General features: G+C 42.6%; 24 protein-coding genes and 1 pseudogene. 2 read left to right on the top strand and 23 right to left on the bottom strand.

From position 1 onward, the window contains the following. Positions 1 to 19: 19 nt before the first annotated feature. The 4 genes from HP548_RS31040 to HP548_RS31025 all read right to left on the bottom strand — a co-directional run bounded on the left by HP548_RS31040 (position 20) and on the right by HP548_RS31025 (position 2,439). The gene (locus HP548_RS31040) at positions 20 to 796 is read right to left on the bottom strand and encodes a (2Fe-2S)-binding protein (protein ID WP_175383816.1); all 777 of its coding nucleotides are present in this window, start codon (positions 794 to 796) and stop codon (positions 20 to 22) included. Position 797: 1 nt separating this feature from the next. After that, positions 798 to 1,838 carry an ABC transporter substrate-binding protein gene (locus HP548_RS31035; RefSeq protein WP_175383815.1) on the bottom strand — a complete coding sequence of 347 codons (1,041 nt, stop codon included), beginning with the start codon at positions 1,836 to 1,838 and terminating at the stop codon, positions 798 to 800. A gap of 136 nt (positions 1,839 to 1,974) precedes the next feature. Next, positions 1,975 to 2,253 (bottom strand): hypothetical protein, encoded by a 279-nt coding sequence (locus tag HP548_RS31030; RefSeq protein ID WP_175383814.1) that lies wholly within the window; start codon positions 2,251 to 2,253, stop codon positions 1,975 to 1,977. 39 nt (positions 2,254 to 2,292) lie between these two features. Then, entirely contained in the window at positions 2,293 to 2,439 is a 147-nt protein-coding gene (locus tag HP548_RS31025) for a hypothetical protein (protein ID WP_175383813.1), read from the bottom strand. A gap of 278 nt (positions 2,440 to 2,717) precedes the next feature. On the opposite strand from HP548_RS31025, the gene HP548_RS31020 reads away from it, so the two are divergent. Further along, positions 2,718 to 3,056 (top strand): hypothetical protein, encoded by a 339-nt coding sequence (locus HP548_RS31020; protein WP_175383812.1) that lies wholly within the window; start codon positions 2,718 to 2,720, stop codon positions 3,054 to 3,056. 174 nt (positions 3,057 to 3,230) lie between these two features. On the opposite strand, the gene HP548_RS31015 is transcribed toward HP548_RS31020, so the two are convergent. The 9 genes from HP548_RS31015 to HP548_RS30975 all read right to left on the bottom strand — a co-directional run bounded on the left by HP548_RS31015 (position 3,231) and on the right by HP548_RS30975 (position 12,246). Next, the gene (locus tag HP548_RS31015) at positions 3,231 to 3,827 is read right to left on the bottom strand and encodes a chloramphenicol phosphotransferase CPT family protein (RefSeq protein WP_175383811.1); all 597 of its coding nucleotides are present in this window, start codon (positions 3,825 to 3,827) and stop codon (positions 3,231 to 3,233) included. Positions 3,828 to 3,895: 68 nt separating this feature from the next. After that, the gene (locus tag HP548_RS31010) at positions 3,896 to 4,624 is read right to left on the bottom strand and encodes a hypothetical protein (protein ID WP_175383810.1); all 729 of its coding nucleotides are present in this window, start codon (positions 4,622 to 4,624) and stop codon (positions 3,896 to 3,898) included. Between the two features lie 32 nt (positions 4,625 to 4,656). Further along, positions 4,657 to 4,908 carry a hypothetical protein gene (locus HP548_RS31005; protein ID WP_217504912.1) on the bottom strand — a complete coding sequence of 84 codons (252 nt, stop codon included), beginning with the start codon at positions 4,906 to 4,908 and terminating at the stop codon, positions 4,657 to 4,659. Positions 4,909 to 5,312: 404 nt separating this feature from the next. Then, positions 5,313 to 5,792, bottom strand: coding sequence for a hypothetical protein (locus HP548_RS31000; RefSeq protein WP_175383809.1), 480 nt, complete (start codon positions 5,790 to 5,792; stop codon positions 5,313 to 5,315). Between the two features lie 24 nt (positions 5,793 to 5,816). Beyond that, a complete protein-coding gene (locus HP548_RS30995; protein WP_175383808.1) occupies positions 5,817 to 6,371 on the bottom strand; it encodes a hypothetical protein in 555 nt (184 codons plus the stop codon). A 1,172-nt stretch (positions 6,372 to 7,543) separates the two neighbouring features. Then, positions 7,544 to 8,380: a carbohydrate ABC transporter permease gene (locus HP548_RS30990; protein ID WP_175383807.1), complete on the bottom strand. Its 837-nt coding sequence runs from the start codon at positions 8,378 to 8,380 to the stop codon at positions 7,544 to 7,546. Between the two features lie 17 nt (positions 8,381 to 8,397). Beyond that, a complete protein-coding gene (locus tag HP548_RS30985) occupies positions 8,398 to 9,333 on the bottom strand; it encodes a carbohydrate ABC transporter permease (protein WP_072734217.1) in 936 nt (311 codons plus the stop codon). A 72-nt stretch (positions 9,334 to 9,405) separates the two neighbouring features. Further along, the gene (locus tag HP548_RS30980; protein WP_175383806.1) at positions 9,406 to 10,707 is read right to left on the bottom strand and encodes an ABC transporter substrate-binding protein; all 1,302 of its coding nucleotides are present in this window, start codon (positions 10,705 to 10,707) and stop codon (positions 9,406 to 9,408) included. A gap of 411 nt (positions 10,708 to 11,118) precedes the next feature. Beyond that, on the bottom strand, positions 11,119 to 12,246 hold the full coding sequence (locus HP548_RS30975; protein ID WP_175383805.1) for a GntR family transcriptional regulator: 1,128 nt from the start codon (positions 12,244 to 12,246) through the stop codon (positions 11,119 to 11,121). A gap of 57 nt (positions 12,247 to 12,303) precedes the next feature. Here HP548_RS30975 and HP548_RS33560 point away from each other — a divergent pair. Then, positions 12,304 to 12,481, top strand: a pseudogene (locus HP548_RS33560) (transposase); the annotation flags it as partial. Positions 12,482 to 12,566: 85 nt separating this feature from the next. On the opposite strand, the gene HP548_RS30970 reads toward HP548_RS33560, so the two are convergent. From HP548_RS30970 to HP548_RS30925, 10 genes are all read right to left on the bottom strand, one after another. Continuing rightward, positions 12,567 to 13,844 (bottom strand): Gfo/Idh/MocA family protein, encoded by a 1,278-nt coding sequence (locus HP548_RS30970; protein ID WP_175383804.1) that lies wholly within the window; start codon positions 13,842 to 13,844, stop codon positions 12,567 to 12,569. Positions 13,845 to 13,887: 43 nt separating this feature from the next. Next, positions 13,888 to 15,513, bottom strand: coding sequence for a type 2 periplasmic-binding domain-containing protein (locus tag HP548_RS30965; RefSeq protein ID WP_175383803.1), 1,626 nt, complete (start codon positions 15,511 to 15,513; stop codon positions 13,888 to 13,890). Positions 15,514 to 15,554: 41 nt separating this feature from the next. Further along, a complete protein-coding gene (locus tag HP548_RS30960) occupies positions 15,555 to 16,439 on the bottom strand; it encodes a carbohydrate ABC transporter permease (protein WP_175383802.1) in 885 nt (294 codons plus the stop codon). Between the two features lie 15 nt (positions 16,440 to 16,454). Beyond that, positions 16,455 to 17,417 (bottom strand): ABC transporter permease, encoded by a 963-nt coding sequence (locus HP548_RS30955; protein ID WP_099855166.1) that lies wholly within the window; start codon positions 17,415 to 17,417, stop codon positions 16,455 to 16,457. Positions 17,418 to 18,022: 605 nt separating this feature from the next. Further along, complete coding sequence (locus HP548_RS30950; RefSeq protein WP_175383801.1) at positions 18,023 to 19,075, bottom strand: LacI family DNA-binding transcriptional regulator; 1,053 nt, start codon at positions 19,073 to 19,075, stop codon at positions 18,023 to 18,025. A gap of 223 nt (positions 19,076 to 19,298) precedes the next feature. After that, entirely contained in the window at positions 19,299 to 19,682 is a 384-nt protein-coding gene (locus HP548_RS30945; RefSeq protein WP_076290115.1) for a RidA family protein, read from the bottom strand. A gap of 78 nt (positions 19,683 to 19,760) precedes the next feature. Next, positions 19,761 to 21,248, bottom strand: coding sequence for a Na+/H+ antiporter NhaC (nhaC, locus tag HP548_RS30940; RefSeq protein WP_175383800.1), 1,488 nt, complete (start codon positions 21,246 to 21,248; stop codon positions 19,761 to 19,763). 39 nt (positions 21,249 to 21,287) lie between these two features. Continuing rightward, positions 21,288 to 22,457, bottom strand: a complete 1,170-nt coding sequence (locus tag HP548_RS30935; protein WP_175383799.1) for a MalY/PatB family protein — start codon at positions 22,455 to 22,457, stop codon at positions 21,288 to 21,290. 36 nt (positions 22,458 to 22,493) lie between these two features. Continuing rightward, on the bottom strand, positions 22,494 to 23,174 hold the full coding sequence (locus tag HP548_RS30930) for a helix-turn-helix transcriptional regulator (protein WP_175383798.1): 681 nt from the start codon (positions 23,172 to 23,174) through the stop codon (positions 22,494 to 22,496). A gap of 221 nt (positions 23,175 to 23,395) precedes the next feature. After that, positions 23,396 to 23,743: a VOC family protein gene (locus tag HP548_RS30925; protein WP_175383797.1), complete on the bottom strand. Its 348-nt coding sequence runs from the start codon at positions 23,741 to 23,743 to the stop codon at positions 23,396 to 23,398. Positions 23,744 to 23,866 lie beyond the last annotated feature (123 nt).

The raw sequence follows: 23,866 nt of genomic DNA, 5'->3' as shown, positions 1-23,866 counted from the left end.
GGTAAAATGGTTGCTGTTGTCATTTTAATTGAGATTTATTCTCATTGTCAATTTTCGGACATTTTCTGCAATATTCCCCTGACATCTGATAATAAAAACAACAGGTGATCCGCTCGCTTTTGGCAACGTAGCCATTGTCTTTGCATTCGGTGAAGCGAGTTAACGGATTCTTTCTCACGCCGAAAATCTGCCCGGATGCCACCTGCGTCAGATAGGCAAAGTCTGCCTGGATGTGCTCACTTTCTTGCTCATCATCGTCTGCTTTAGGAGTATATAGCGGCCCAATGCGTACCATGATATTCTCCCAGAGGATACTCATTGAAAGTGGAGCAATCACAGCAAGCATCTTTAACAGCGGTGTAAGCTGTACCGCAAACATCTCCTCTACCACCTTTTCCCGCGAGGATTCCCTGTCTTCCGATAGTGGTTCTGCCCGAAGTCCATTCACCGCTAGAAAAGGAAATCGTGTGCCGCCCTCATGATCTGAGAGCGCCGGATGATAGAGAAAGCTGTTCTCCAGCTGAAACGAAACATGCTGATGATGAAAAGTCATCGCGGTCACCAGCGGAGCCGTCCACAGATAGCCAATTCGCTTGGCTAACATGGAAGCGGCAACATTCATGTCAGGTGTATCGATATACTCCTGAAACCAGCTGATATACTCTCGGCATGCCGCTTCGTCATGCAGTTCACTCAAAGCAATGGTACGGACACTATGTTCAGGCGGCTCACCAAGCAAAATCGAATGATCCTTCACTGTCTCTTTCCATAAGTCTGTCGAGAGATAATGGGTCATATTAATTCGATCCGAGCAGAGCTTCCGATGCCTGATCTACAATAAGATTAATCGCAAGCGGTCCGTAGTATGCAATCCACAGTGTTGAGTTTACGTCATACGTGCGGTTATTTTTCACAGCATCAAGGGACTTCCACACGGGATTACTCACCATAGCCTCTGCCTCCGCCGCAAACAGCTCATCCGACAGTACAAAATAACGATCTGCCCCGATCTCAGGAACCTTCTCCATTGAGATTTCAACAGAAGTATCATCCTTGATTCCCTCAACCAGTGCAGGCATATTCAAGCCCAGATCCTGATACAGAATAACACCTGTACGATGCTCAATCCCATGAACACGAATGCCTTCTTTACGCGGACGAATCAGCGCTACCGTCTCATCACCCAGCTTCTCCGCCAGCTTGGTCTTCATTCCAGCAACTTTTTCCTCATACGCCGTGCGCACTTTCTCTGCCTCGTCCTGCTTGTCTGTAATCTTCGCAACTGTGGCTAAAGTATCCCGCCAGTCTTCGTAAAAATCAAGTACCAGGGTCGGTGCAATTTTACTTACACTCTCATACTGCTTCTCCTGGAAATCAGTCATGATAATCAGATCCGGGGCCAACGCTACAATCGCTTCCAGATTAGGCTCGTCCCGTGTACCCAGAACCTGTACTCCACTCGGTTGATCGCCTAAGTATTCAGGAAAATCGGTGTTGCCTCCAGCGATAACACTGCCAGTCGGCTTCTCGCCAACCGCTAACATTTGATCGAGAAACTTAACATCAAGCACCGCAATTTTCTTAGGTTTTTCGTTTAGCGTCAGCTCACCCTTCATATGCGTGATCGTTACGGGAAAAGCTCCAGTAGTCTGAGTTTCTTCATTCGCAGGTGTCTCCGCTGGCGTTTCCGCAGACGGCTTGCCGCTATCTGTACCTGTTCCGGCCCCGCAAGCCGTCAGGACAAGAATAAGGGCCAACATCAAGCCCATGAATAACCGTGATTTGTGAGCAGCATATGCCTTGCTTCCGGCAGCCTGCCCCTTTGTTCCTTGATTCACGATGAATCCCCCTTATGTATAATACTGATAATGATTTTCATTATCGAAACATAAAGAGAGTATAAACGATCTCCGCATCGCGTTACCATGTACTTTTGCGACATTTGAGTCGGACTAATGCGACATCACCAGCCGCTTATCCGCCTTTTAATTTCTCAGCGATATACGCTTGCAGTCGGTAAATGTCTGAAAGAAGCTCTTCTTCCTCCGGCGTATTTCCATACTCCCCTAGCCAGCGCGGTGTGCGGATATGCCACTCGTTAGACATGTATTGCTGTTTATCTCGATACACTAGAACATGTTCCAAGAAATACTCCAAAGAGCCGAAAGATTGCTTACGACTGTCGTTGATGATGGATTGTGTTTTCTCAATGATTACCTGTAACATGTTTTGGATATGATCTTCTGGATTCATAGAGCTGCCCTCCTTATCATCATTTCAAGATGTATAGCTTCATCCAAGCAAACTAGCAATCAATTTCTTGGATGCAAAACAGTAGACGATTGAACCGACGGGAATTTCATTCGGGAAAATCTCTCTCCCCAAACAAATACCAATATTTTTTTTACCGGCTAATGAATATAATTCACTTTCACTCATTTAAAATCCATTATATGGTTTAATAATGATTATCATCAAAATACAAAACGGAACGGTCTAACAATTAAAGATGGTAGGGATGTTATGTGAAAAGAAATGTTATCATTTTACTTCTATTAGTCATCATTATTCTAGTAGGGATTTATTGGTATGCAGACAGAGAACTCATCTCTCTTAAAACAGGATCTACATTACCATTACAATGGGAAGATCCATATAATAACCATGAAGAGCCAATTCAACTTACAGATCAAAATCAGACTTTGTCTGATTCGTAAGTGCATCTTACTAAGCTCTATTACCTGCCTAATTCAAAAAAACTGCAATTTGGCTTATGGTACAGTAAAAGAGAGTATCAACCGAATCCATCTGAAAAGATTCCAGATCGAATTTTTCAAGTTACGATCCGCGATAAAAACGGACAATTGTATGATCAAGATACCATTGTTAAAGCTGAAGGCTTGTTTGATGAGTTTCAACGCAGGTCGATTTCTATTGATTTAGACAATCAAGAATCTATAGAATTAACGATTTCCTTGATTGAGCAAAATGGAACAACCGTAACCCCGATGGAGTCAACAACTATTAACGTACCCTTAGACAAAATAAAAAAGTGAAAAACTTAACTTAGCAGCTTACTCAACGCTTTGTGTAGAGAGAATCTTTTCTTTATTGTGAGAGTTCGAAAAAAAGAAGCCGGATATTTAATTCACCGGCTTCTTTTTTCTCAAGTAAAACGAAGTGCAGTATCGCCTAAAGCATGAATATGATGTTATTTAGGCATCCATGTTCTATGAAACACTAACCTCTCTTCTACTTAATTTCTTAAATGCCGAGTATTCCTGACTAGAATTTATATAACTTAATATCTTTTCCGCACATTCCGCTGAGCTAAGCTCTTCCGTGTTCACTTCCAGATCATATTCATCATAGGCGTATATGTAGTCGAACTGGGAATGGGCGAGTCCAATCGCACGATCTCCTCTACTCTGCTCTCTTCTGTTGAGTTCTTCTTTCGAGCAGTGTACACCTACAAACAATATCGGATAATCCGATAGTAAATCATAAAAACCGTTAAACCACTTGTCATTGCTGATGACCGTATCAACGATGACATTCAAACCCATTTCCGAAAACAGTTTAATGGTTGCACAGTACAACGAATTGATAGGGTCGAACAGGATATCTGTCATCACATGGTGTTCCACTTCTCTCGTTGGTTTCATATCTGGGTATGTATTGTCGATAAACTGATCATAATTTTGGGCAAATTGATCTACAGACAGATGATGAAACGGAACCTCTCCCTGATTTTTCAATTCCATCGCGATGCTCGTCTTCCCCGCACTTGACGTTCCGTTCAAAAATATAATGAGTCCTCGTTCCATATCAATCACCCTTATCATTAAAATTGGCTTATCTTTTAGTTACATTTGTTGTATATGATCTTCTGTACTCATGAACGTCTGCCGATAAATAGCTTATTCTGAGTCCAATGAAGATTATAGCCATAACGGTATAAATCAAAATAAGGATACAGGCAGTCTTCCGCCTCCTGCAAACCGTGATAACGAGGCCACTGCAAGTAATAGGCTACCCAATAATCGCAAGCAATCGAATAGTATGCTTCGCTCAATATTTCGATAGCTTCATCGTAATTACTGCGCGAGCTGAGCAGGTCTCCGAGTGCTTCGTAAACGGCCTGAGAATCTTCTTCATCCGTGCCATGAAGTGCTCTTTGCTCTAACTTGCCAATCTCACCTGGCGGCAACACAACAACCTCCGTCAGACTTGCCAAATCGTGTAATGCTTCCTTAGCTGCGTCCGCCGCTTCGTCATCCTCCAGTACCATGGAGAACAGGCCCTTCAATCTTTGAATTAACTCCTCCCCCAGACCACGCAGCGTTGCCTCGGAGGCATCCTCATTTCCACCGTTGAAATAACCTGGCACATATTCGCCGGTGAAATCCTCGGGATTCAGCATCTCATAGATCGGACGTATCCTAGCCAAAAAATGTCGACCGTCTGGAATCGGCTCAAACACATGTTCAACACCTGCTCCCGATGGCATAAACCACTGAAAAAAGCCGTAAAGATGATCTGCTTCAACCTCATCATCAACTTCTGGCTCAAACTCTTCTCCACCCATCGCTAATAAATAGCGGCCATATCCCTGTTGATCCATGAATGCCATCCCACCCTCTCGATTCAATCAAACTAACACTCTCTCCATTCTTCCGTAATATCTTTATCCTCCCCAATGTCTAATCCAGCCAGACTAGCCGCCTGGTCGATAAAATCGGCCAATTCTTCACGTTCCATCGTTTCAATAAAATAACCATTGGCCTCATTCATTTCATTAAAGGTAACCACAATTTCTTCTACAGCCTTCACAATACGCTCGGAATCTTTCGTTTCCTGTAATGCTATTAATAGGTGTGAAAATGTATCCAGAGCTTGATCAGACAAGAGCAGTCTCTCTTCTGTAAAAAACTCATCCCCTCAATATTCAATGATATCTATATTTCACCTGTATTTGAGAATGGGCACAAGTGGTCCCACCCTCTCGCTTTCACCCTATTCTTCCCATAGCCTTGCCTTGTACATCTAATTTACAATAATTTTCAAATATGTGTATAGTATAAATGACCAATTTCCGCGCAAGGCAATTTAATCTAACGTAGAGGATGAGACCATGTCTCTTTTCAAAAAGAAGGTTTGAATTAATCATTATTGGTTATGCAACAGAAGATTTTCGAGATAGCGAGCATGTCATTACTGCATTTGATGATGGGACTATGCAAGACACACTCATTTGAATCGGCCCCGAAATAGGGGCTTTTTCATTGAACTCATTTTCATCAAGCCTTACTCTACAACCGTTTATCTCGATCGTATTCAGCCAATTTATTCTCAATGAATGCCCACGCGCTGTTCAGATCTTGGTGCACCCAGTCAATGTCTTCAATGGTCTGATCACTATATACTCCTAAAATTAATGTCCTTATCGCTTCTTTTGAGTGTTCTCCTACAATAAGTGCTGCTGGAAAAGGTATGTCCCGATACTTATCTTTACCAATAAAGAGAACATTTTCGATCCGATCACCCCATTCATATTCCAGCTCACTAAAGTCAAGGATCAAGCCAGCTGGTTCCCAAGCTTCCAACACCGCTTCTCCAATTGCACACATATAAATGGCATCTGAATTTCCAGCTGAACCATAACCGTACTCACCCAAGAACTTTAATATCATGATGCTACAATACTCCACGGATTTAGAGTCTCCAATATGCACCTCATATTTCAGATCACTAGGCTCTTCCAGCTTCAACTGCTTTGTTATAATGTCCATAACATCCTCCATGTTTAGCTTTTACTAACCAAACCAGAAAATCACCCGTACATCTTTGAACTCTCCTAACGCTGAAAGTTTCGGGATAGTTTCAAGAATGAAATCGGAACATACCTGTTTGACATTTCTGTATTCCATGAACGTATCACAATAAAAGCGCTCTTCCCAATTGAACTGCAATAGTTCCTCTAATAGAAGCCAGCTGTGGTCATAGAAGTCATCCTTATTCTCCAATGCAACTTCGCGTAATTCTGGAGAAAGATCAGAGGGAAGACCTCGCGGGGCAGATATGAATTTAAGATTGCGATCATTTCTCGTATTGGACAAAATACTAAACAAATCATAGTTTCTAGTCCCTCTATAAAATTGATGTGGATTACTCGGTATGAGTTGAGAAATGTTTTCTTCCGGGTACAAGTAGTAGTTAGGATTAACCTTCCAGCGATCCTCACTGACCCAGCGAGCTGTATCATTCAATTCTTTTTCACTCTTGGGAATCTCGATAAAGCTGCCATTCGTCCATTGATACTCTCTTCGGTAGTGTCTTTTCTCTACATAAAACCAAATGTCTGTCCCCATTACTCCTCCTAAAACATGTTATGACTTCATTAGATGATTGACTTCCAGCTAGCCTGGAATTTATCTTTTTAATGTAATGACTTCACCTTTCCAGTTCCTCACCATCACCAGTTAAGTCTGTATAGAAAATTTACGGCTTTGTCCCTGTATCGGGAATTTTCAATGCTCTAATCCTAATTTAGAATAAAATTTGATTGAATTCTATAAGTTACTCACAGGTAAATGTGTCTCATACAATCCAAGTATCATGTTTTTTCTCCCTCCATTCTTGCCGTTCCTATATAACGATAACATTTTTGTACTTACAAACTTTTAGGATTGAAGGCACTTATAAAATGTTTCATTAAAAGATATTTGGTCATAAACATAATTTTCTGTATATTTATTTAACATTCGCACCGCTACAGCGTTCAGTTCGGGTACAATAACGCAATGGCAACCTGCCTCCCCAGTTGCATAATACCAATTCTTTTTGTAATACCATCCAAAAATTCGGTTTTGATCTGCTGTATCATTTCTTAGTTGCTCTACCAGTTGAAAGACTTCATGCGGTACGATTTGTTCGTTATTAACCAAGCTGTGCTGTTACGGTTCTCAATTGAATTCAACTATGCCAGTCCACTCGACTATAATCATTGATTGGAGGAATGGAGTCATGGAAGAACTAATTCAATTACGAGAAATCAAAAAGATATATCGCCGTAAACATCATGAGACCTTTGCTCTGGATAGCATTAACCTGAATATTCACCGGGGTGAACAATTATCGTAACGCATGATATGGAAGTCGCCAAAAGATGCAACCGCATCATCGAAATTGTTGATAGAAAAATAAATAAAGATCAGCTTTCATAGTATGTTGAATGTATAAAGAAACCGTCTCTTTTGGTATATGGTTGCTCGCACACCCATTTACCAAGGAACGGTTTCTTTTGATTTTACAATTTTAATAATGGGGATATGCCTAATCATCTACGACTTATGGGACAGCCCCGCGAGCTGGATGTTTCTCCTCATCTATAAGCTGCCTCTCAAGCCAACAGAGCCTGAGCGATCTAAACGATAATGCCATTGATGCCTGTGGGTCCATAACAGCCGATCCATGTCGCGAAATGGTCCGTCCTAACATCCCTGGTTCCGCATCGCTGGAGCTTAATTCATACAAATGATGTTCAACCCTTTATACCGCTAAATGTAATGCCGCTAATAAACGTCTTTTGAAGAAAAAAGAACAAAACAATAATAGGTAATGTCATCAAGGTGGATACGGCCATTAATAGACCCCATTCAGATCCCTTTTGACTCTGGAATTGCTGCAATCCGAGCGAAACCGTGTAAGATGGTTCATTGGTTAAATAAAGCAAGGGACCCATGAAATCAGTCCAGCTCCCCATAAATTGAAACAATGCCACGGCTAATACGGCGGATTTGGCTAGTGGAAACATGATCTGTAAATATATACGGAACTCACTAGCGCCGTCTAAACGGCCCGCTTCGCGCAGGGCATCAGGCAGTCCCATGAAAAATTGCCGCAACAGAAAAATGTAAATGGGCACTCCAAAAAATTGGGGTACAATCAGTGGAAGAGGTGTTCCTACCCAACCTAATTTAGTAAACAACAGGAATAGAGGAATCATCGTCACCTGTCCGGGAATCATCATAACAGCGAGGGTAACAAAGAAAAGTATACCTCTCCCACGGTACTCTAACTTGGCAAAACTATAGGCAACCAAGGGACAGGATATGATCACACCCAGCGTACTAACGATTGTTATAATCGCCGTGTTTTTCAGATATGTCCAGAAAGGGATATACTCAACGGCACGGGAATAATTACTCCACAGAATTGGATGCGGAATCCACTCTGGTGGGAATGTAAAGATTTGTGTGAGTGGTTTAAGAGAAGTGGAGAGCAGCCAAATGAACGGAATAATGAAAAATGCAGAAGCAACAATTAGACATACATAGGCTAACGCACGATTGATTCTTTTGATAGCGGTAGGATTCATCCCTTACTTCCCCCTCCTTATTTCCCTTGATAATGAACCCAGCGTTTAGACGTAATAAAAATAATTCCGGTTAATGCCATAACGATAATAAATAAGATCCAGGCCATTGCGGAGGCATAACCCATTTTGAAATACCTGAATCCGTTCTCATATAAATACATGACGTAAAAAGTCATGGAATTTGCAGGAGTTCCTTGCCCTTTGGTCAACGTATAGGGAAGAGTAAACTGTTGGAATGCACCGATCATTCCCATGACAAGGTTGTAGAAAATAACGGGAGTGAGCAAAGGCAGGGTTACCTTTCTCGTTTTCTGAAACCAGTTAGCTCCATCGATTTGTGCTGCTTCATAGTACTCATCAGGGATATCTCCTAATCCAGCAAGGTAGATGACAACAGCTTGCCCAATACCCCAAAGCGACATCAAGATGAGCGAAGGCTTGGACCACGACTCACCACCAAGCCAAGAAGGCCCATCGATACCGATATTCGCTAACATCCCGTTCACCAATCCAAAGTTTGGATGTAACAACCACATCCACAGAACAGCCAATGCCACTTGTGGAACAAGTGTAGGCAAGAAAAAGATCGTTCTGAATATAGCCATCCCCTTGACCTTCATATTCAACATCATAGCGAGTGCCACACCGAAAAATATACTTAATGGAACAAAAAATACGGTGAAATAAAGCGTGTTATATATGGATTTCCAAAACAGAGGATCATGGAAAAGATCTTTATAATTACTCATTCCGACAAATTCACCAGGCTGCAGAATGCTGTAAGTAGTGAAGCTGAAGTAGATGGACATTAGCATCGGAATTGCATAAAAGCATAGCAGCCCTATAGCCCAAGGTGAAGCAAACAGCCACCCAATCACGTTAGTTCTGTGGAGTGCTCGTTTCCTTGCCGATGGAATTGCGTTTACTTGAACTGAATCGGCCAGTTTCGCCATTTGCATTCTCCTTCCAATTGTCATTCATTAATAGGCAAGGAGAGAGAGTTCTCTCCCTGCCTACCAAGCACCCTATTTGTCGTATTTTTCTAAAGCCTTATTAATAGTCTCTGTTACTCTATCCAGGTTCTCTTTTGGAGTACCGTTACCGCGGGTAGCCTTTTCCGTAGCGGAAGCTAACTCATTCCACAACAGCTGTCCTTCAGGAATAACCGGGCGATTGTGTGAATTGGGCAAAATATTAATAAATTCCTTCATAATCGGATCGTCCTTGTAACCGTATTTGTCGTTTACCGAATCGATAACGGAAATTTGAGAGTCAGCGTTTAATAACGTTTGCCCCTCTTCTTTCCCTAAGAATTCGAGGAATTTCCAAGCAGCAGCGACGTTCTTGGCGCCTTTAGGGATAATAGCGGACCCGCCTCCCGACCATGTCGTAAAATTAGTACCTGTAGGGGTCGGTATTGGTGCAACACCGTAATTTAAATCCGGCTTAAATTTTTCGATACCCTTCACCGTAAAGTTTCCACTTATCTTCATGCTGACTTGACCGGAAATGAACGGATCCATTTCCTCCGTGCCAGCTGCGCTTGTGAATCCGGCAATATCCTCGACATTGTATTTTTTGCCAAAGTCGGTCATCCATTGTAGGGCTTCAACGACTTTAGGATCATTTGCGGTAATTTTGCCAGTGGCAGCGTCCTGGAATTCTCCTCCAAATGCCCATCCCCAAGTATACAGCCATCCTTGCGAATACCATGGGATGAACCCGATCCGTTTGAAACGTTTACCTTCCTTAATGGTTAACTTTTCGGCGGCCGCTTCAAGCTCGGCGATCGTTTGTGGTGGTTTGTTGGGATCGAGCCCTACTTCTGTGAAATGATCCTTATTGTAAAATAGCAGGCGAGAGTCCGTATCCATCGGCATTGCATAAAGCTTTCCTTGATAACTGGACTCCTCCCAAGCAAATGGATAATACATTTCCTTAAGAATTCCAGATTCTGCTGCCATCGAGGATAAGTCAGTCAGAGAACCTTGTGCAGCCCAAGTACCGACCTTAAAACGGTCGAAAAGTGCAACGTCAGGAGGATTGCCGCCTGCGACTGCAGTTAGCAGCTTCTGATCGGATCCCTCGCTGGATTCTGTATAAACCAATTTCATTTTGATGGTAGAGTTTTTCTCTTCAAATGCCTTCACGACTTTATTTAAATTATCTAAATCAATGGAGGTAAGACCATGCCACATCGTAACCGTTGTATTCCCCTCTCCGGCCTGATCACTTGAGTCTCCCTTCGTTGAGCAAGCGGTTACAAGTAGTGACATAGCCAGAAAGTAAACAAGAATTGGAAATGCGAATTTTTTGGATCTCCTCATTCAAAGTCCCCCTTAAGTTAAATTAATTAGTTTAACTTGAATTCCTATAAAATCCACTCCATTTTCTGATCAATCCACATTTTATGTAAGCGCTAACAAGACTGGTGATATGAACTATTCAAATCAGAAAATGATGAACAAAGTGAATTGGTTATAAGAATCCTGCTGGCTATACTAATTATACTAAGTATATTAATATGACATTACGAAGCATGTCAATTGCAATATTACGACATACTTCACAGAAGACAGACCGCGTCTAGAAGAAGTTTTTCTTGCGATATCAGGTCAGGAAAGTCCATGCTTCAAAGTTTCATTTCTGATATCAAAAAAGGTGCCGATAAGCCCCCGGGGACTTCTCGACACCTTGAACAATATGCTTGCTTTTGTTGAGCTGCGCTTGTATTAACCCTACCTGTTATTTTTCACGACCATACGATGTTCAATGATGTTCAGCTCGGGAACTGCTGTTCCATGCAACTGAGAGATTAGCATATCCACTGCCAATTCACCCATCTGATTCTCATCCTGCTTAATATGTGTGAAGATGGGTTGACCTAAGTGATCGTTCAGGGAGTCGAAACAAACAATCTCAAATTCCTCCAGAGATTTCCCCATCGAGTGGATGACTTGAGCCAGCATGGTAGCTATTAGAAATTCCGACGCGACGAACGCCTTTACATCAGGGTTTTGTTTCAAAAAATGCTTTACTGTTTCTTTATCACTTTCAATCGCTGTTCCGTTTATGTTCATGGGAAGGGTGCCCTTCAAGTTCGTCAATACATAATCTTTGTTCAAGTTCATTCCTTCTTGGGTGAAGGCAAACGTATATCCGAGCAGCCTTTCCTCCAATGTTGACGTGTTCTCTTCCGGCGGAGATAAAAAGGCAATTTTTTTATGACCTTTGCTAATCAGATGACGCGTAAGATCCATGGCTGCTTTCTTATTGTCTGTGTATACCGAACAAACCGGAATTCCTTTTAGATATCTATCGACCAAAACAATTGGAAACCGATCTAATACAAGTCGAAGCAGCTCCGAATTATAGTGTTGACCATGAATGGGGGTCACCATTAATCCTTTGATGCCCAAACCAATAAATAAGTCGATCGCGCGTTTTTCCTCATCCCGATCCCCGCAAGTTCGCTTAATAATGAGTTGATAATTATGCTCAGCACTCCGCTTTTCCATCGATCTAAGAAGTTGTAGGCCAAACTCGTCAGAAAAATTCGGTATAATAAAACCGATCAACTGCTTATCATCCTCAGGCACCAAGGTCGTTTTTACCTCTGAATAGTGCTTCGGTTCTTGTTGTTCTCCAATAATACCATCGGACACATATGAGCCTTTTCCTTGTATTCGTTTAATAACCCCAGAATCTGCTAATTTCTCCAAAGCCTTTTTAGATGTAATACGACTGACGCCAAATTTTTCAGCCAACTCTTTTTCAGAAGAGACTCGGTCTCCTTCTTTTAATCGACCTTCTTTAATCTCTTGTACAATAGAGACATATATCTGCTCGTATAAATGCAATTCCACAAAACCACCCTGACATCATAATATTAGTATACTAAGTATATTACACAAGAAGTAATTCGCAAAGTTACTCAGATTACCGGCGAACTTCTGTGGCATGGCGTTTTCCAAGTCTATTGTGTCAGACCTCTCCTTACAGTTAGACCCCCTGGTAGGGTCATGGAATAACTGGCCCTAAGTCGACAGCCGATTCCCGTTTATCTTAGTGGATGCGATGGTATTGAAGGTCCGTGAAGAAAACTCTCGAACCCCAAACGAACAAAAAAAGCCGTCCCTCAAAATATATTCATACCTTGAGGGGCAGCTTATCGATACACTGCTGATTATTTAGATAGCTCTTCCTTCACCATAAGCTGACGGGCATATTCATTCAAATCGATAGACTCGCCCCCGTTCAGCCGCGACTTTTCAGCTGCGAATGCGATCAGATGGCTCCGGACGGAAGCTGCAGCCGATGTCGATGTCAGGCTCTCCTGGCCGTTATAGTGACGCACCTCATTCAGAAAATTTCTCACAATGCCGCTGTCTCCCCCACCATGGCCACTGGTTTGAGAAGGGATTGTGATTTCTGTTTTTTGATGTGTCAAAAAGTCGTACACCGTAATTTGATCTTCCTCACCGCGAAGTTCTCCTTTCGTCCCCATGATCTGGATTCTACGTTCCTGCTCAAATGTAAAGCCGCACATACTGAACATAGCCGTAGCTCCACCGTCAAATTCCATATTCACAACCTGATGATCTACCACATTATTGTCACTACGGTATACACACCGGCCGTAATCGGTATCACGTAAACCCTGTATGATATTCGTTTTCGTCAGCTCCTGTGTAAAATGTCCTGCCCAACCCCTGAACTGGTCACTCAAATAAAATCTTGGTGCAGAATACGCACAGGTTGGTTCTACAGCACAATCCAAGCATCGGTCAGCGGAACCTTCCGGTGCATTGCCTTCATGAAAATGTTTAAGAGATCCGAACGAACTGACCTTAAGGCAAGGCTGATCCACGAGCCAGGATAATACGTCCATATCATGGCATGACTTGGACAGGATCATCGGGCTGGATGTGTTAGAATTGTTCCAATTTCCCCGCACGAAGCTGTGGGCAATATGCCAGTAACCCACATTCTCATTCAACTGAATGGAGACAATTTCTCCGATACGTCCTTCTTGTATCACCTTCTTGATTGTATTCCAGAACGGTGTGTACCGCAGCACATGGCAGATCGTCAGCAGCCGATCATTATCTCTGGCCGCTTGTTCCATCTCAAGACATTCCTTCGGATCAGGTGACATTGGCTTCTCCAGCATAACATGATACTTCTTATCTAAAGCCTGCATCGTTGGACCATAATGCATTCTGTCCTGTGTACAAATAACCGCAATATCAGCCAGCTTAGGTTCAGCCAACAGGGGCTCCCAAGTCTCATAACAGTGTTCCGGCGGAATCCCGTGCTTCTCAGCAAATCTTGCTCTTCTCACTGGATCGGCTTCGGCAACCGCAATGAAGGTAAGCTCATGCGGATAATCAAGTGCATAGGGTGCATAGCCACCCGCTCCCCTCGCACCTGCTCCAATCAGGACTGCTTTCAGTTGACTCATATTTGTTCACTCCTTTATGATCTGAAATCTACGGATGAACCTTCTAATCCGCTTGGGTATAACGGTCTGCTGCTGATTGATAGATGGCTACATATCGTTCTACGCCCATCTTTTGGAGAGCTGCCACATACTGATCCCAATTGTCAAAGGATTCATTTCCAGTAATGAATTTGTCACGCATTTCATCTACATACGTTTCAATATCCGTCTGGAAAGTGGTCAGATCCCGTTGTTCTTCCTGCGTGAAATTAAATGGAGGCCAAATTTGATCTTGTGGTAAGATGTGAGACTCTGCTTTTTTCGCATTATCAACCGAAGTTGGCAGACCTTCAGCACCCTTGAAGTATTTCTGCTTCACAAAACCAGGGTAGTATCCACCCGGCCAAATCAGGTATTGACCTACCGCCTGGTCTAGATTAAGACCATCCGGGTTGTTTTTGATATTGTCGACATAGTCTACGTTACCGTCTGGGTCTTCTTTATACGTCTCATCTTTCCATCCCATGAAGAACGTCTTAATGCCCTCATCGCTGTAGAAATAATCCATCCAGCGGATCATCGCCTCTGGGTTTTGGGCTTTATCTGTAAGTACGAACATCCCGATATTACCGAGTGGAGAACCATAGGCATTGTATGTCTGATCTCCATGAGGCCCCTTCAGTACTGGCATGCCAACATAACCTTGCTGATTGTATATCGCAACCGGATCGACATTATCAACGACTCCGATCAGGCCTTCCATACCTTTAGCATCCACTTCGGTACTCTTAACAGATACAATGTCCTGCTCGAGCAATCCGTCCTTGTAGAGCTTATTCACGAACTGCAGCAGCTCCTTGTATTGGGGGTCGGTTGGAATAAAGCGTACTTTATCCGTCTGAGGATCTGTATCAATGTTAATGTTGGAGGTGCCATGATTATTCAACCCAAATGAACCTCGCAGGTAGTTCACCACACCATTCGTTCCCACACCGCCCCAAGCAATCTCGTCCTTTTGCCCGTTGCCGTTCGGGTCCTTCTCTTTAAATGCTTTCAACATAGTATAGAAGTCATCTAATGTCTGCGGTTCCTGCAAACCTAATTTATCAAGCCACTCTTTCTTCAACCAAGGTGTTCCATACAGAACCGACTTGAATTCCGGATCATACAAGGTTGGCAGCCCATATATGTTACCATCCGGCATCGTAATCCCTTTGCCAATAACCGGATACTTCTTCATTAGAGCCTTAAAGTTAGGCGCGTATTGGTCGATCAGATCATTCAGAGGAATAAATGCGCCCTGCTTGCCGTATTTCAGCAGATCCGATCTGGAAAACGCCGAGGCATAGAACAGCTCCGGGTAAGCGCCGCCTGCCAGCAGGAGATTGCGTTTTTCCTTCAAATTATCCTTCTGCACCGTATCCCACTGGATATGAACATTGGACATCTTCTCATACTCTTTCCAGAGTCTGAGATCGTTCCAGTCTGCATTGGCAAAAAACTTTCCGGCAAATCCGCTCACTGTAATGGTGTCATTTACGATCGGAAATCCGCTCGCATTGACTTTGCCATTGGCAGCTCCTTTATCCTTGCTACTTCCCGAATCTGCATCCTTAGTACTGCACCCGGCCAGCATCGAAACGGACATCATACAAACCAGAGCGATACTCCCCCACTTTTTGAGCGTCATTCAAATTCCTCCCTTTGTCCCATCGTTATCCATACAAGGAATCATCCCTTAATGGCACCAATCATTACGCCTTTCACAAAATATCTTTGCAGGAAAGGATAAAGCAGGAGCACCGGTATATTGGCAACGACGAGTACAGCATATTTGATGCCTTCCACTTCCCTTTGCTGCTTAATCGCAGACTCGGTTGACATTTTGACCATATCGTTCGTCTGGCCTTGAATCAGAATTTCCCGCAAAATGAGTTGAAGTGGAAACTTGTCCTTGTCTGACAGATACAACATTGCGTTAAAGAAGGCGTTCCAGTGCCCAACAGCATAGAACAGAATCGTCACCGCTATAATGGGCATGGATAATGGCAGGATAATCCGGGTTAACGTTTGAATATTGGAGCAACCATCAATCGTCGCCGCCTCATGCAACTCATTTGGAATCGATTGCTGGAAGAATGTCCGCATAATGATGATGTTCCAGATCGAAACGGCATTTGGAATGATCATGACCCAAAATGTGTTTAACATGCCCAGGTTTTTGATTAGCATATAGGTTGGAATTAGTCCGCCACTGAAGAACATCGTGAAAACAAACAGGGCCATGATGGCATTGCGGCCTATAAAATCCTTTCGGGATAGCGGATATGCCGCCAGAATCGTCATGACAAGATTAATCAGCGTCCCCACTGACGTATAAATCAGTGTATTGGTATAACCTCTGAGGATATCTTTGTTCTGAAAAATCTTCTCGTAAGAATGGAGATTGATGCCCTTGGGCCATAGGAACATTTCACCACGCAGGACAGCCTGCGGATCACTGAACGAAGCACTTAACACAAAAACAAGCGGGTAGATTACAATAAGCGTAATTATAATTAACAAAAAATGGTTAATTATATTAAAAATACGATCTCCTCTAGATTCAACAAGCATGCATCAGCAACTCCCTTACCATAGGCTCGTTTCACTCATACGTTTTGAGATCTGGTTAACCGTGACTAGTAAGATGAAATTGATTATGGAGTTAAACAGACCAATCGCCGCCGAGAAGCTGTATTCAGCATCTTGTATCCCGCTCCGGTAAACGTAGGTAGAGATAATGTCCGAGGTTTCTAAATTCAGTGTGTTCTGCATCAGCAGGACTTTCTCGAAACCAATACCCATGATGCTTCCGATATTTAAAATGAACAAAATGATAATTGTCGGCATAATACTTGGTATATTAATATGCCATATCCGCTGCAACCGGGTTGCCCCATCCACACGCGCTGCTTCATGAAGCTGAGAGTCCACGCCGGCTAATGCCGCCAAATAAATAATCGAGCTCCAGCCCATGGTCTGCCATACATCCGACATCACAAATAAGGTCTTGAACCAGGATGGCTCAGACAAGAAATTAATGGGATTACCGCCGAACATACCAATGAAGTGATTAATGATTCCGTATCGCGGCGATAAAAACATCATCATCATGCCTACGACCACGACAGTTGATAGAAAGTGCGGGGCATAGGTTATGGTCTGAACAAATTTTTTAAACTTTTCCGCCCTTACCTCATTCATCAGAAGCGCCAAAATGATAGGGACTGGAAAACCTACCGCCAAGCTGTATAACCCAAGTCCAAGCGTATTTTTAATTAATCTCCAGAAGAAATAACTGTGAAAAAAACGTTCAAAATGTTCAACTCCGATCCAGGGGCTTCCCCAGATTCCCTTCGTTGCAATGAAATCCTTAAATGCGATTTGAATGCCATACATCGGCAAGTACTGAAAGACAATGTAATACGCAACAACTGGCGAGATTAACAAATAAAGCTGCCAATTTCGTAAAATGGGGTTCCACTTTTGACGTCTTCTTCTCTTCTTTTCATGTACTGCATTCATTGCAGGTTGTACAGTTGTATTGGCCATGAACATCCCCCCTGGAATTGTCACTACAATTCTGCCTGGCAAAATGTCTTTGTGTTACCACCAGCGCTTACGCCGCTCGAAGCAGTTCCCACCTTTCTTTTTTGATTTCAAGATTTGATTTAAAGTACTTATATGTTAGAAGTTGTTACACAAAGTGAGTGAATAGCGTTAATAGATGACTTCATCATCTAACGCAAAAGGATTTGTTTTTTTGGATATATATTTGGATATATATTTGGTTCTATTTGGAGTATATTTTATGTAAATTGAAAGGAATCAGTTTGGATAATAGGTTGTAAGAGTTTTAGAGGATTCTTGTTTATTTTATATAAACATTGATTTAAAGGGGTGTGGAAGCGCAATCAATAATTTGTTTTAAGATAAAATCTTAGCTGCTGGCTAAATCCAAAAATATAGAAAACAAATCCAAACGCTTGATTCAATACATCATAATATAGCCCACAGACAGTTGTCAAACATTTTTTTGGCTTAATTTGGATTAAATTTGGCTAAATAAAACAAGAAAAACCCACGTGGATGCATTCCTCGTAGGTTTTATATTAAAGTTATCTGGATTCATATGTAACAAAATATCACACAACTATCTAGTCATTCGTACGATTTGTACGATCATAAACAGATGATTCCCTCACAATAAGGGTGCTGGGCAACAACACTTTATGGAGAGATGAATAACGTCCTTCCAGATAATCGTTAATTAATTGTGCTGCTACTTTGCCGATTTCATATTTTGGAACTTGCACGGACGTCAGAGGTGGGGTTGTATACTGCGCCATAGAAATATTATCCATGCCCACGAATGCGATATCTTGAGGAATACGGCCATTTTGTTCAACCACTGCCCGCATCGCAGGAATAGCGAGCATATCACTTGCACAAAAAATTGCCGTCGGCCAATCAGACTTGGGCGTCTCGGTCAGGAGATCCGTCAATCTGCTGTAGCTGAGATTCACATTCCAGTTGGTGTTGATAATCCAATGTTCATTCAGATTCAGGTTTGCTTCCAGCATGGCAAATTTATAACCGACGTACCTTTCTTCGCTCTCTATTTGTTCCGAATATGCGGGGCCACCGATAAACCCAATCCGGGTATGGCCTTGCTCGATCAAATGACGGACTGCTGTGCGGGCAGAAAATATTCGGTCACAGTCAACGACAGGTACAGTAAGCCTTTCGTCATTGAGACTTACACCCAATACAGTGATATTCTCTTGCTCAAGCAGCTCAAACAATTTTTCATCGTACCAGCTGATTGCGACTATACCTTGAGTACCCGTTTCCTGAAGCATCATCTTTATCCGTTCAGTGTCACTAAGTTCTTCGCAAGTGCGGACAATTGCTGGAGGCAGTCCCAGTTCCGTCATTTTAACGTGAAAACCTGTCAGTACCTGTGAAAAGTACGGATGATCATCCATCAAAATTTGTGGCACGATACAAGCTATCCGTTTGGCTGAGGTATTATCTTTGCCAATAGATTTGGAGGGTTCTTCCAAAATATATCCTAATTCAAGAGCAGCTTCCCTAATTTTTCGCTTTGTCCCTTCATTGACCGGTCGATTGGTATCATTGCTGATCGCACGCGAAACCGTTGATATGGATACGCCTACACGTTCTGCGATATCTTTTAATTTTGGCATTACAGCACCTCCCCTTGCTCTCTTTATTTGGAGCCAAAATTCATGTTTAGCGATGACCATATCATAATATTGTAATATTTGGGCGTCAATTAAACAAGCCGCCATACAAGTACTGTTATACTATCAACACGCGATTTTTGCCACTTTTCATAAGCTTTTAATTTGTTTGACAATCTGTACGATAAAAAAGCCCCCGGTTTCCCGGAGGCTCATCGAATACTAGTTATTTTACCGCGATTACTTCAATCTCCACAAGTCCGTCCTTCGGCAGCTTTGCAACCTCAACGGCGCTGCGTGCCGGATAAGGCTCCGCAAAGAAAGTCGCATATACTTCATTAACAGTTTGGAAATCGTTCATGTCTTTTAGAAATACCGTCGTTTTCACTACATGCTCCATGGCATAATCTGCAGCTTCCAAAATTGCCTTCACATTAGTTAGCGATTGCTTCGCCTGCTCCGATACAGAATCCGGAAACTCTCCTGCAGCATTCATTCCAAGCTGCCCGGAAGTAATCATCATATTCCCAAATTGTACAGCCTGTGAGTAAGGACCGATCGCACCTGGAGCGTTTGAAGTTGCGATTGATATTCTCTCTTGTTTTGTCATAGAAATTCTCTCCCTTTATCCACGCATTAATACGCTTTGTTTTTTCTGTTACACAAGCGAGGGGTGTGATCCCCCCTCTTATAATGATTTGGCTGCTTTTGCATCATCATATTCCTTGAGCATTTCCTGCTGCTGCTCTGGAGTCAGCTTGGTGATTCCAAAGCCTGTAAAACCCCAGATGATCGCAAAGATAATACCTGTCCAGCAGAGGACTGCCCAAGGCAAATATGACAGAGTTGCGACGCCAAGCGTACCAGCCATATAAGCCCCTGCTGCGGTCCATGGCAAGATCGGTTCAATAATGGTAGCGGAATCCTCAATGGTTCGACCCAGGTTCTTCGGATGCAGTCCACGGCGAATGTAAGCCTCTCGCAGCATTTCACCAGGCATCAGGATCGATACCTGCCCATTACTCGTTACCCCGATCATCGTCAGACCAGTAGCAATTGTTGCCAAAATCAGCGATCCTGTCGAATGTACAAATTTAAGGATCTTACCTACAATCAATTCCAGCGACTTGGTCAACGAAATGGTACCGGCGAAGGTAATGGCACAGAAGCAAATCAACAATGTTCCCATCATGGAGTTCATCCCACCGCGGTTCAGCAACCTAGGAATATCTGAAATCACTGTAGCGGCATCGAAGCCTTGAACGTTAATCATAGCTACATCGAAGCCGTTAATGACGGAAGTAATTACATCATGCAGTGTAAACCCTTGAAAGATCATACCGTTCGCCATTGCTACAAAAGAGGAAATCAGCATCACCGGTATGGTAGGTTTTTTGCGAATTGAACCGTACAATACGATCAATACCGGAAGCAGTAATAATAAATTCCAGTTGAACACTGTACTTAAAGTATCCATAATCGTAACAACCTTCTCAGGAATAGCCATATCCGAGCCACCACTATTAAAACCAGTGATCAAGAAGACCGCTCCAGCTACGATAAATGATGGGACCGTGGTATACAGCAAATGACCTATATGTTCATACAAGTTAACTCCTGTTGACAGCGCTGCCAAGTTTGTTGTATCTGATAAAGGAGATAGTTTGTCTCCAAAATATGCCCCTGCTACAACTGCACCTGCAACAGCAGCCAGATTCGCATCGAGGCCAGCTCCTACCCCCATAAATGCTACGCCGATCGTACCTGCTGATCCCCAAGAGGTACCTGTACATAAGGAGACAATGGAAGTGACAATGAATGCCGTAATCAGCAAAAATTGCGGATTAATAATATTAAGTCCATAATAGATCATCATGGGTATCGTTCCACCGATCATCCAGGCGCCAATCATAAATCCGACAGTAATCAGGATCAAGATAGCCGGCATGGTCTTTGCGATCTTTTGCGCGATGGAATTCATTATGTCGTCATAGTTGTGACCCAGCTTAATGGCGATGATTCCGGCAACTACTGTGGATATAATGATTAGCGGCTCAGGTGGCAATTCGAATAGAACATATCCTATACATAACAGTAAAACCATAGTAACAATCGGTAATAAAGCTAAAAACAGAGTAGGTTGCTTAACCGTCTTTTCCTTATTTGGCATAGCCATTGTAAGGTTCCCCCTATCGATGATGTAAGAAGTTATCTGTTACTTTAAAGGGTAATTGCTGACCATTCGCTCAAAAGCCTCTTGCAATAGTGCCCTGGGAGCACCGAGATTCAGGCGAATAAATCCTTCGCCATCCACGCCAAAGGACGAACCAAAACTGACGCTAACCCGGCTCTTTTGTTGAATCCATTCCATTAAATCGCTTTCATTTCTGCTAAGGGCCGTACAATCTACCCACAGAAGGTAGGTTCCTTCTGCTCTCACTATTTTTAGTTCAGGCATATGCTCAGCAAAAAAATCTTCCGTAAATGAAATATTGTCCGTAATATAAGATCGAAGCTCGTTAAGCCAATCATCACACTCCGTATAAGCCACTTCCAAAGCAGGGATGGCAAAAAAAGTAGGATTATGAATGCCGGCCTGTCGTAACCCAAGTTGGAATCCCTCTCGTAACTGCATATTCGGGATCACAATATTAGCGATTTCAAGACTTGCTAAGTTAAAGGTTTTACCTGGCGAAGTGCAAATAATGGAACGCTCCGCAATCTGCTCTGATAATTTCGCGATAATCGTATGCTCGTGTCCTTCGTGAATAAAGTCAGCATGAATGTCATCCGATACGAGCAATGCATCATAACGAATGCAGAGCTCGGCTATACGTTCCAATTCCGCCTTTGTCCATACACGCCCGGTCGGATTATGTGGAGAGATTAACAGAACAATCTTGACCCCTGCACTCATTTGGCGCTCCATATCATCAAAGTCGATCTCATATCGTCCATCTCTAAGCAGCAGCCGGCTTTCCACTAGTTTTCTATGATTAATTTCAACAGCATTAGCGATAGGTTGATATGCCGGAGTATGCATCAAAATTCGGTCACCAGGTTCTGTGAATCTTTCGATTATAATCGATACAGCCTGTACAATTCGCGGGCAGAACACAATCCATTCTTTCGGTACATCCCATCTGTAAGCTTTATCAAGCCATTGTTGTACGACCTCATAATACGGAGGGAACGCATCGGTATATCCGTAGATTCCGTGCCGCGCCATCTCGCTCACCTTATTCACGACTTGAGGAGGCGCTTGGATATCCATATCCGCAACAGAGAGAACGATCATATCGTCCCCCAAACTGTTCACAACCCCGTCCCACTTCGCGCTATTGGTACCTACTCTGCTAATCATTTGATCAAAGTTATAGCTCATGTATCTCACCTTCTTGTTTTCCATCTGGATTTCTGTTTATTTCAGCTTTTGTAAATAGCGATATACTGTAGGTTCAGATATTGATAAAGAAGCTGCTACCTGTGAAACGCCGCCTTTCAGTAAGAAAACTCCAAGCTCGTTTAATTCGCGGACAACTTCAATCTTCTCCTGCGATGACAAACGTTCCGGCGGAATTTTTAATTTGCCAATAACCGAAGTTATCATATGCTGCAGCAGATCATCTGCATTTCCCTGCAGGTACTCCGTTGTTTGCTTTTCTTCCTTCGACTTTTCAGCAGCAGCAGGCATTACATACGGGTTAGGTCCTCCTTGTAAAATATGTTGAACCCATTCAGCCGCTACTTCCATATGAGTAACGTCTATATTCAGGCAGAGCAGTCCAACCAGCTTATTCTCATCATTCTTTATATAGTAGGTAGACGATCGGAAACTCTGACCGAATTTGCCTGACGCTTTGTAGTTGGCTATATACTGTTCCTCATGATAAGCTTCCGATTTGAGGATTTTCAAAACAAGGTCAGTGGATGCATCGCCTACTTCACGTCCGCTAATATAACCGTTCTCAATAAAAACAATAGAGTGCTCCGGATCACTGATATCATGTACGACGACTTCACATTTAGGTCCTATAATTGCCGCAATAAATGAAGCGATCGGAAAAAACCTCTCCAGATACTGCCGATTCTCACTCCCCATCAATTTGAACTCCCTTCTCTTCATTCAACAATGTATTTTTATTGTACAAATAATAAATTATTATCTTGATAAAATAGTATCACACCTATAAAACGCTTTCAACTTTTTTTTGTAAATGACCTTCGTTTTAATAAAAAAAGCCTGCACGATCACTAATGTGATCTGTGCAAGCTTCTCACTCATTTTCTCGAACATTGAGTCGATAGCAAACTGAATTCACGTTATTTTTCCCAAAGCTCAATCAGTCGACCTTCAGGATCTTCAATCCAGACAAATTTTCCATATTCACTAATCTCTTTTTTCTTAACAAGAGGTACCCCAATATGTTCAAGATGTTGAATAGTCTCGTTTATATCATGCACTTGGAAATTTAACATCACTTGTTGTTCTGTCGGAAAATAACTGTCATTCTCCGGAAAGAAAGAAAAGATGGTCTCATTACCTGCTTCGGGTTTGATCACAGTCCCATTCCAATCTTCTATTTCAATCTTCAGCACATCACTGTACCATTTTTTTACCACTTCAAGATTCTTGGTTCTCCAGAAAATTCCTCCGAATCCTTTTATCATCGTTTCCAGCTCCTGTCTATCATATAAATATCCATTAGATTAGATATATCCCGAATCCAACAACCTTAATCACCTAACAGGATGCCCTCAACGTGCTATGGCATTATGAGATGTCAGACCTTC

Source organism: Paenibacillus taichungensis (assembly GCF_013359905.1).
In the GTDB taxonomy this organism is placed as follows: Bacteria; Bacillota; Bacilli; order Paenibacillales; family Paenibacillaceae; genus Paenibacillus; species Paenibacillus taichungensis.
Note: the sequence above shows the minus strand (reverse complement) of the source record. Positions and strands in the feature narration are given on the sequence as shown.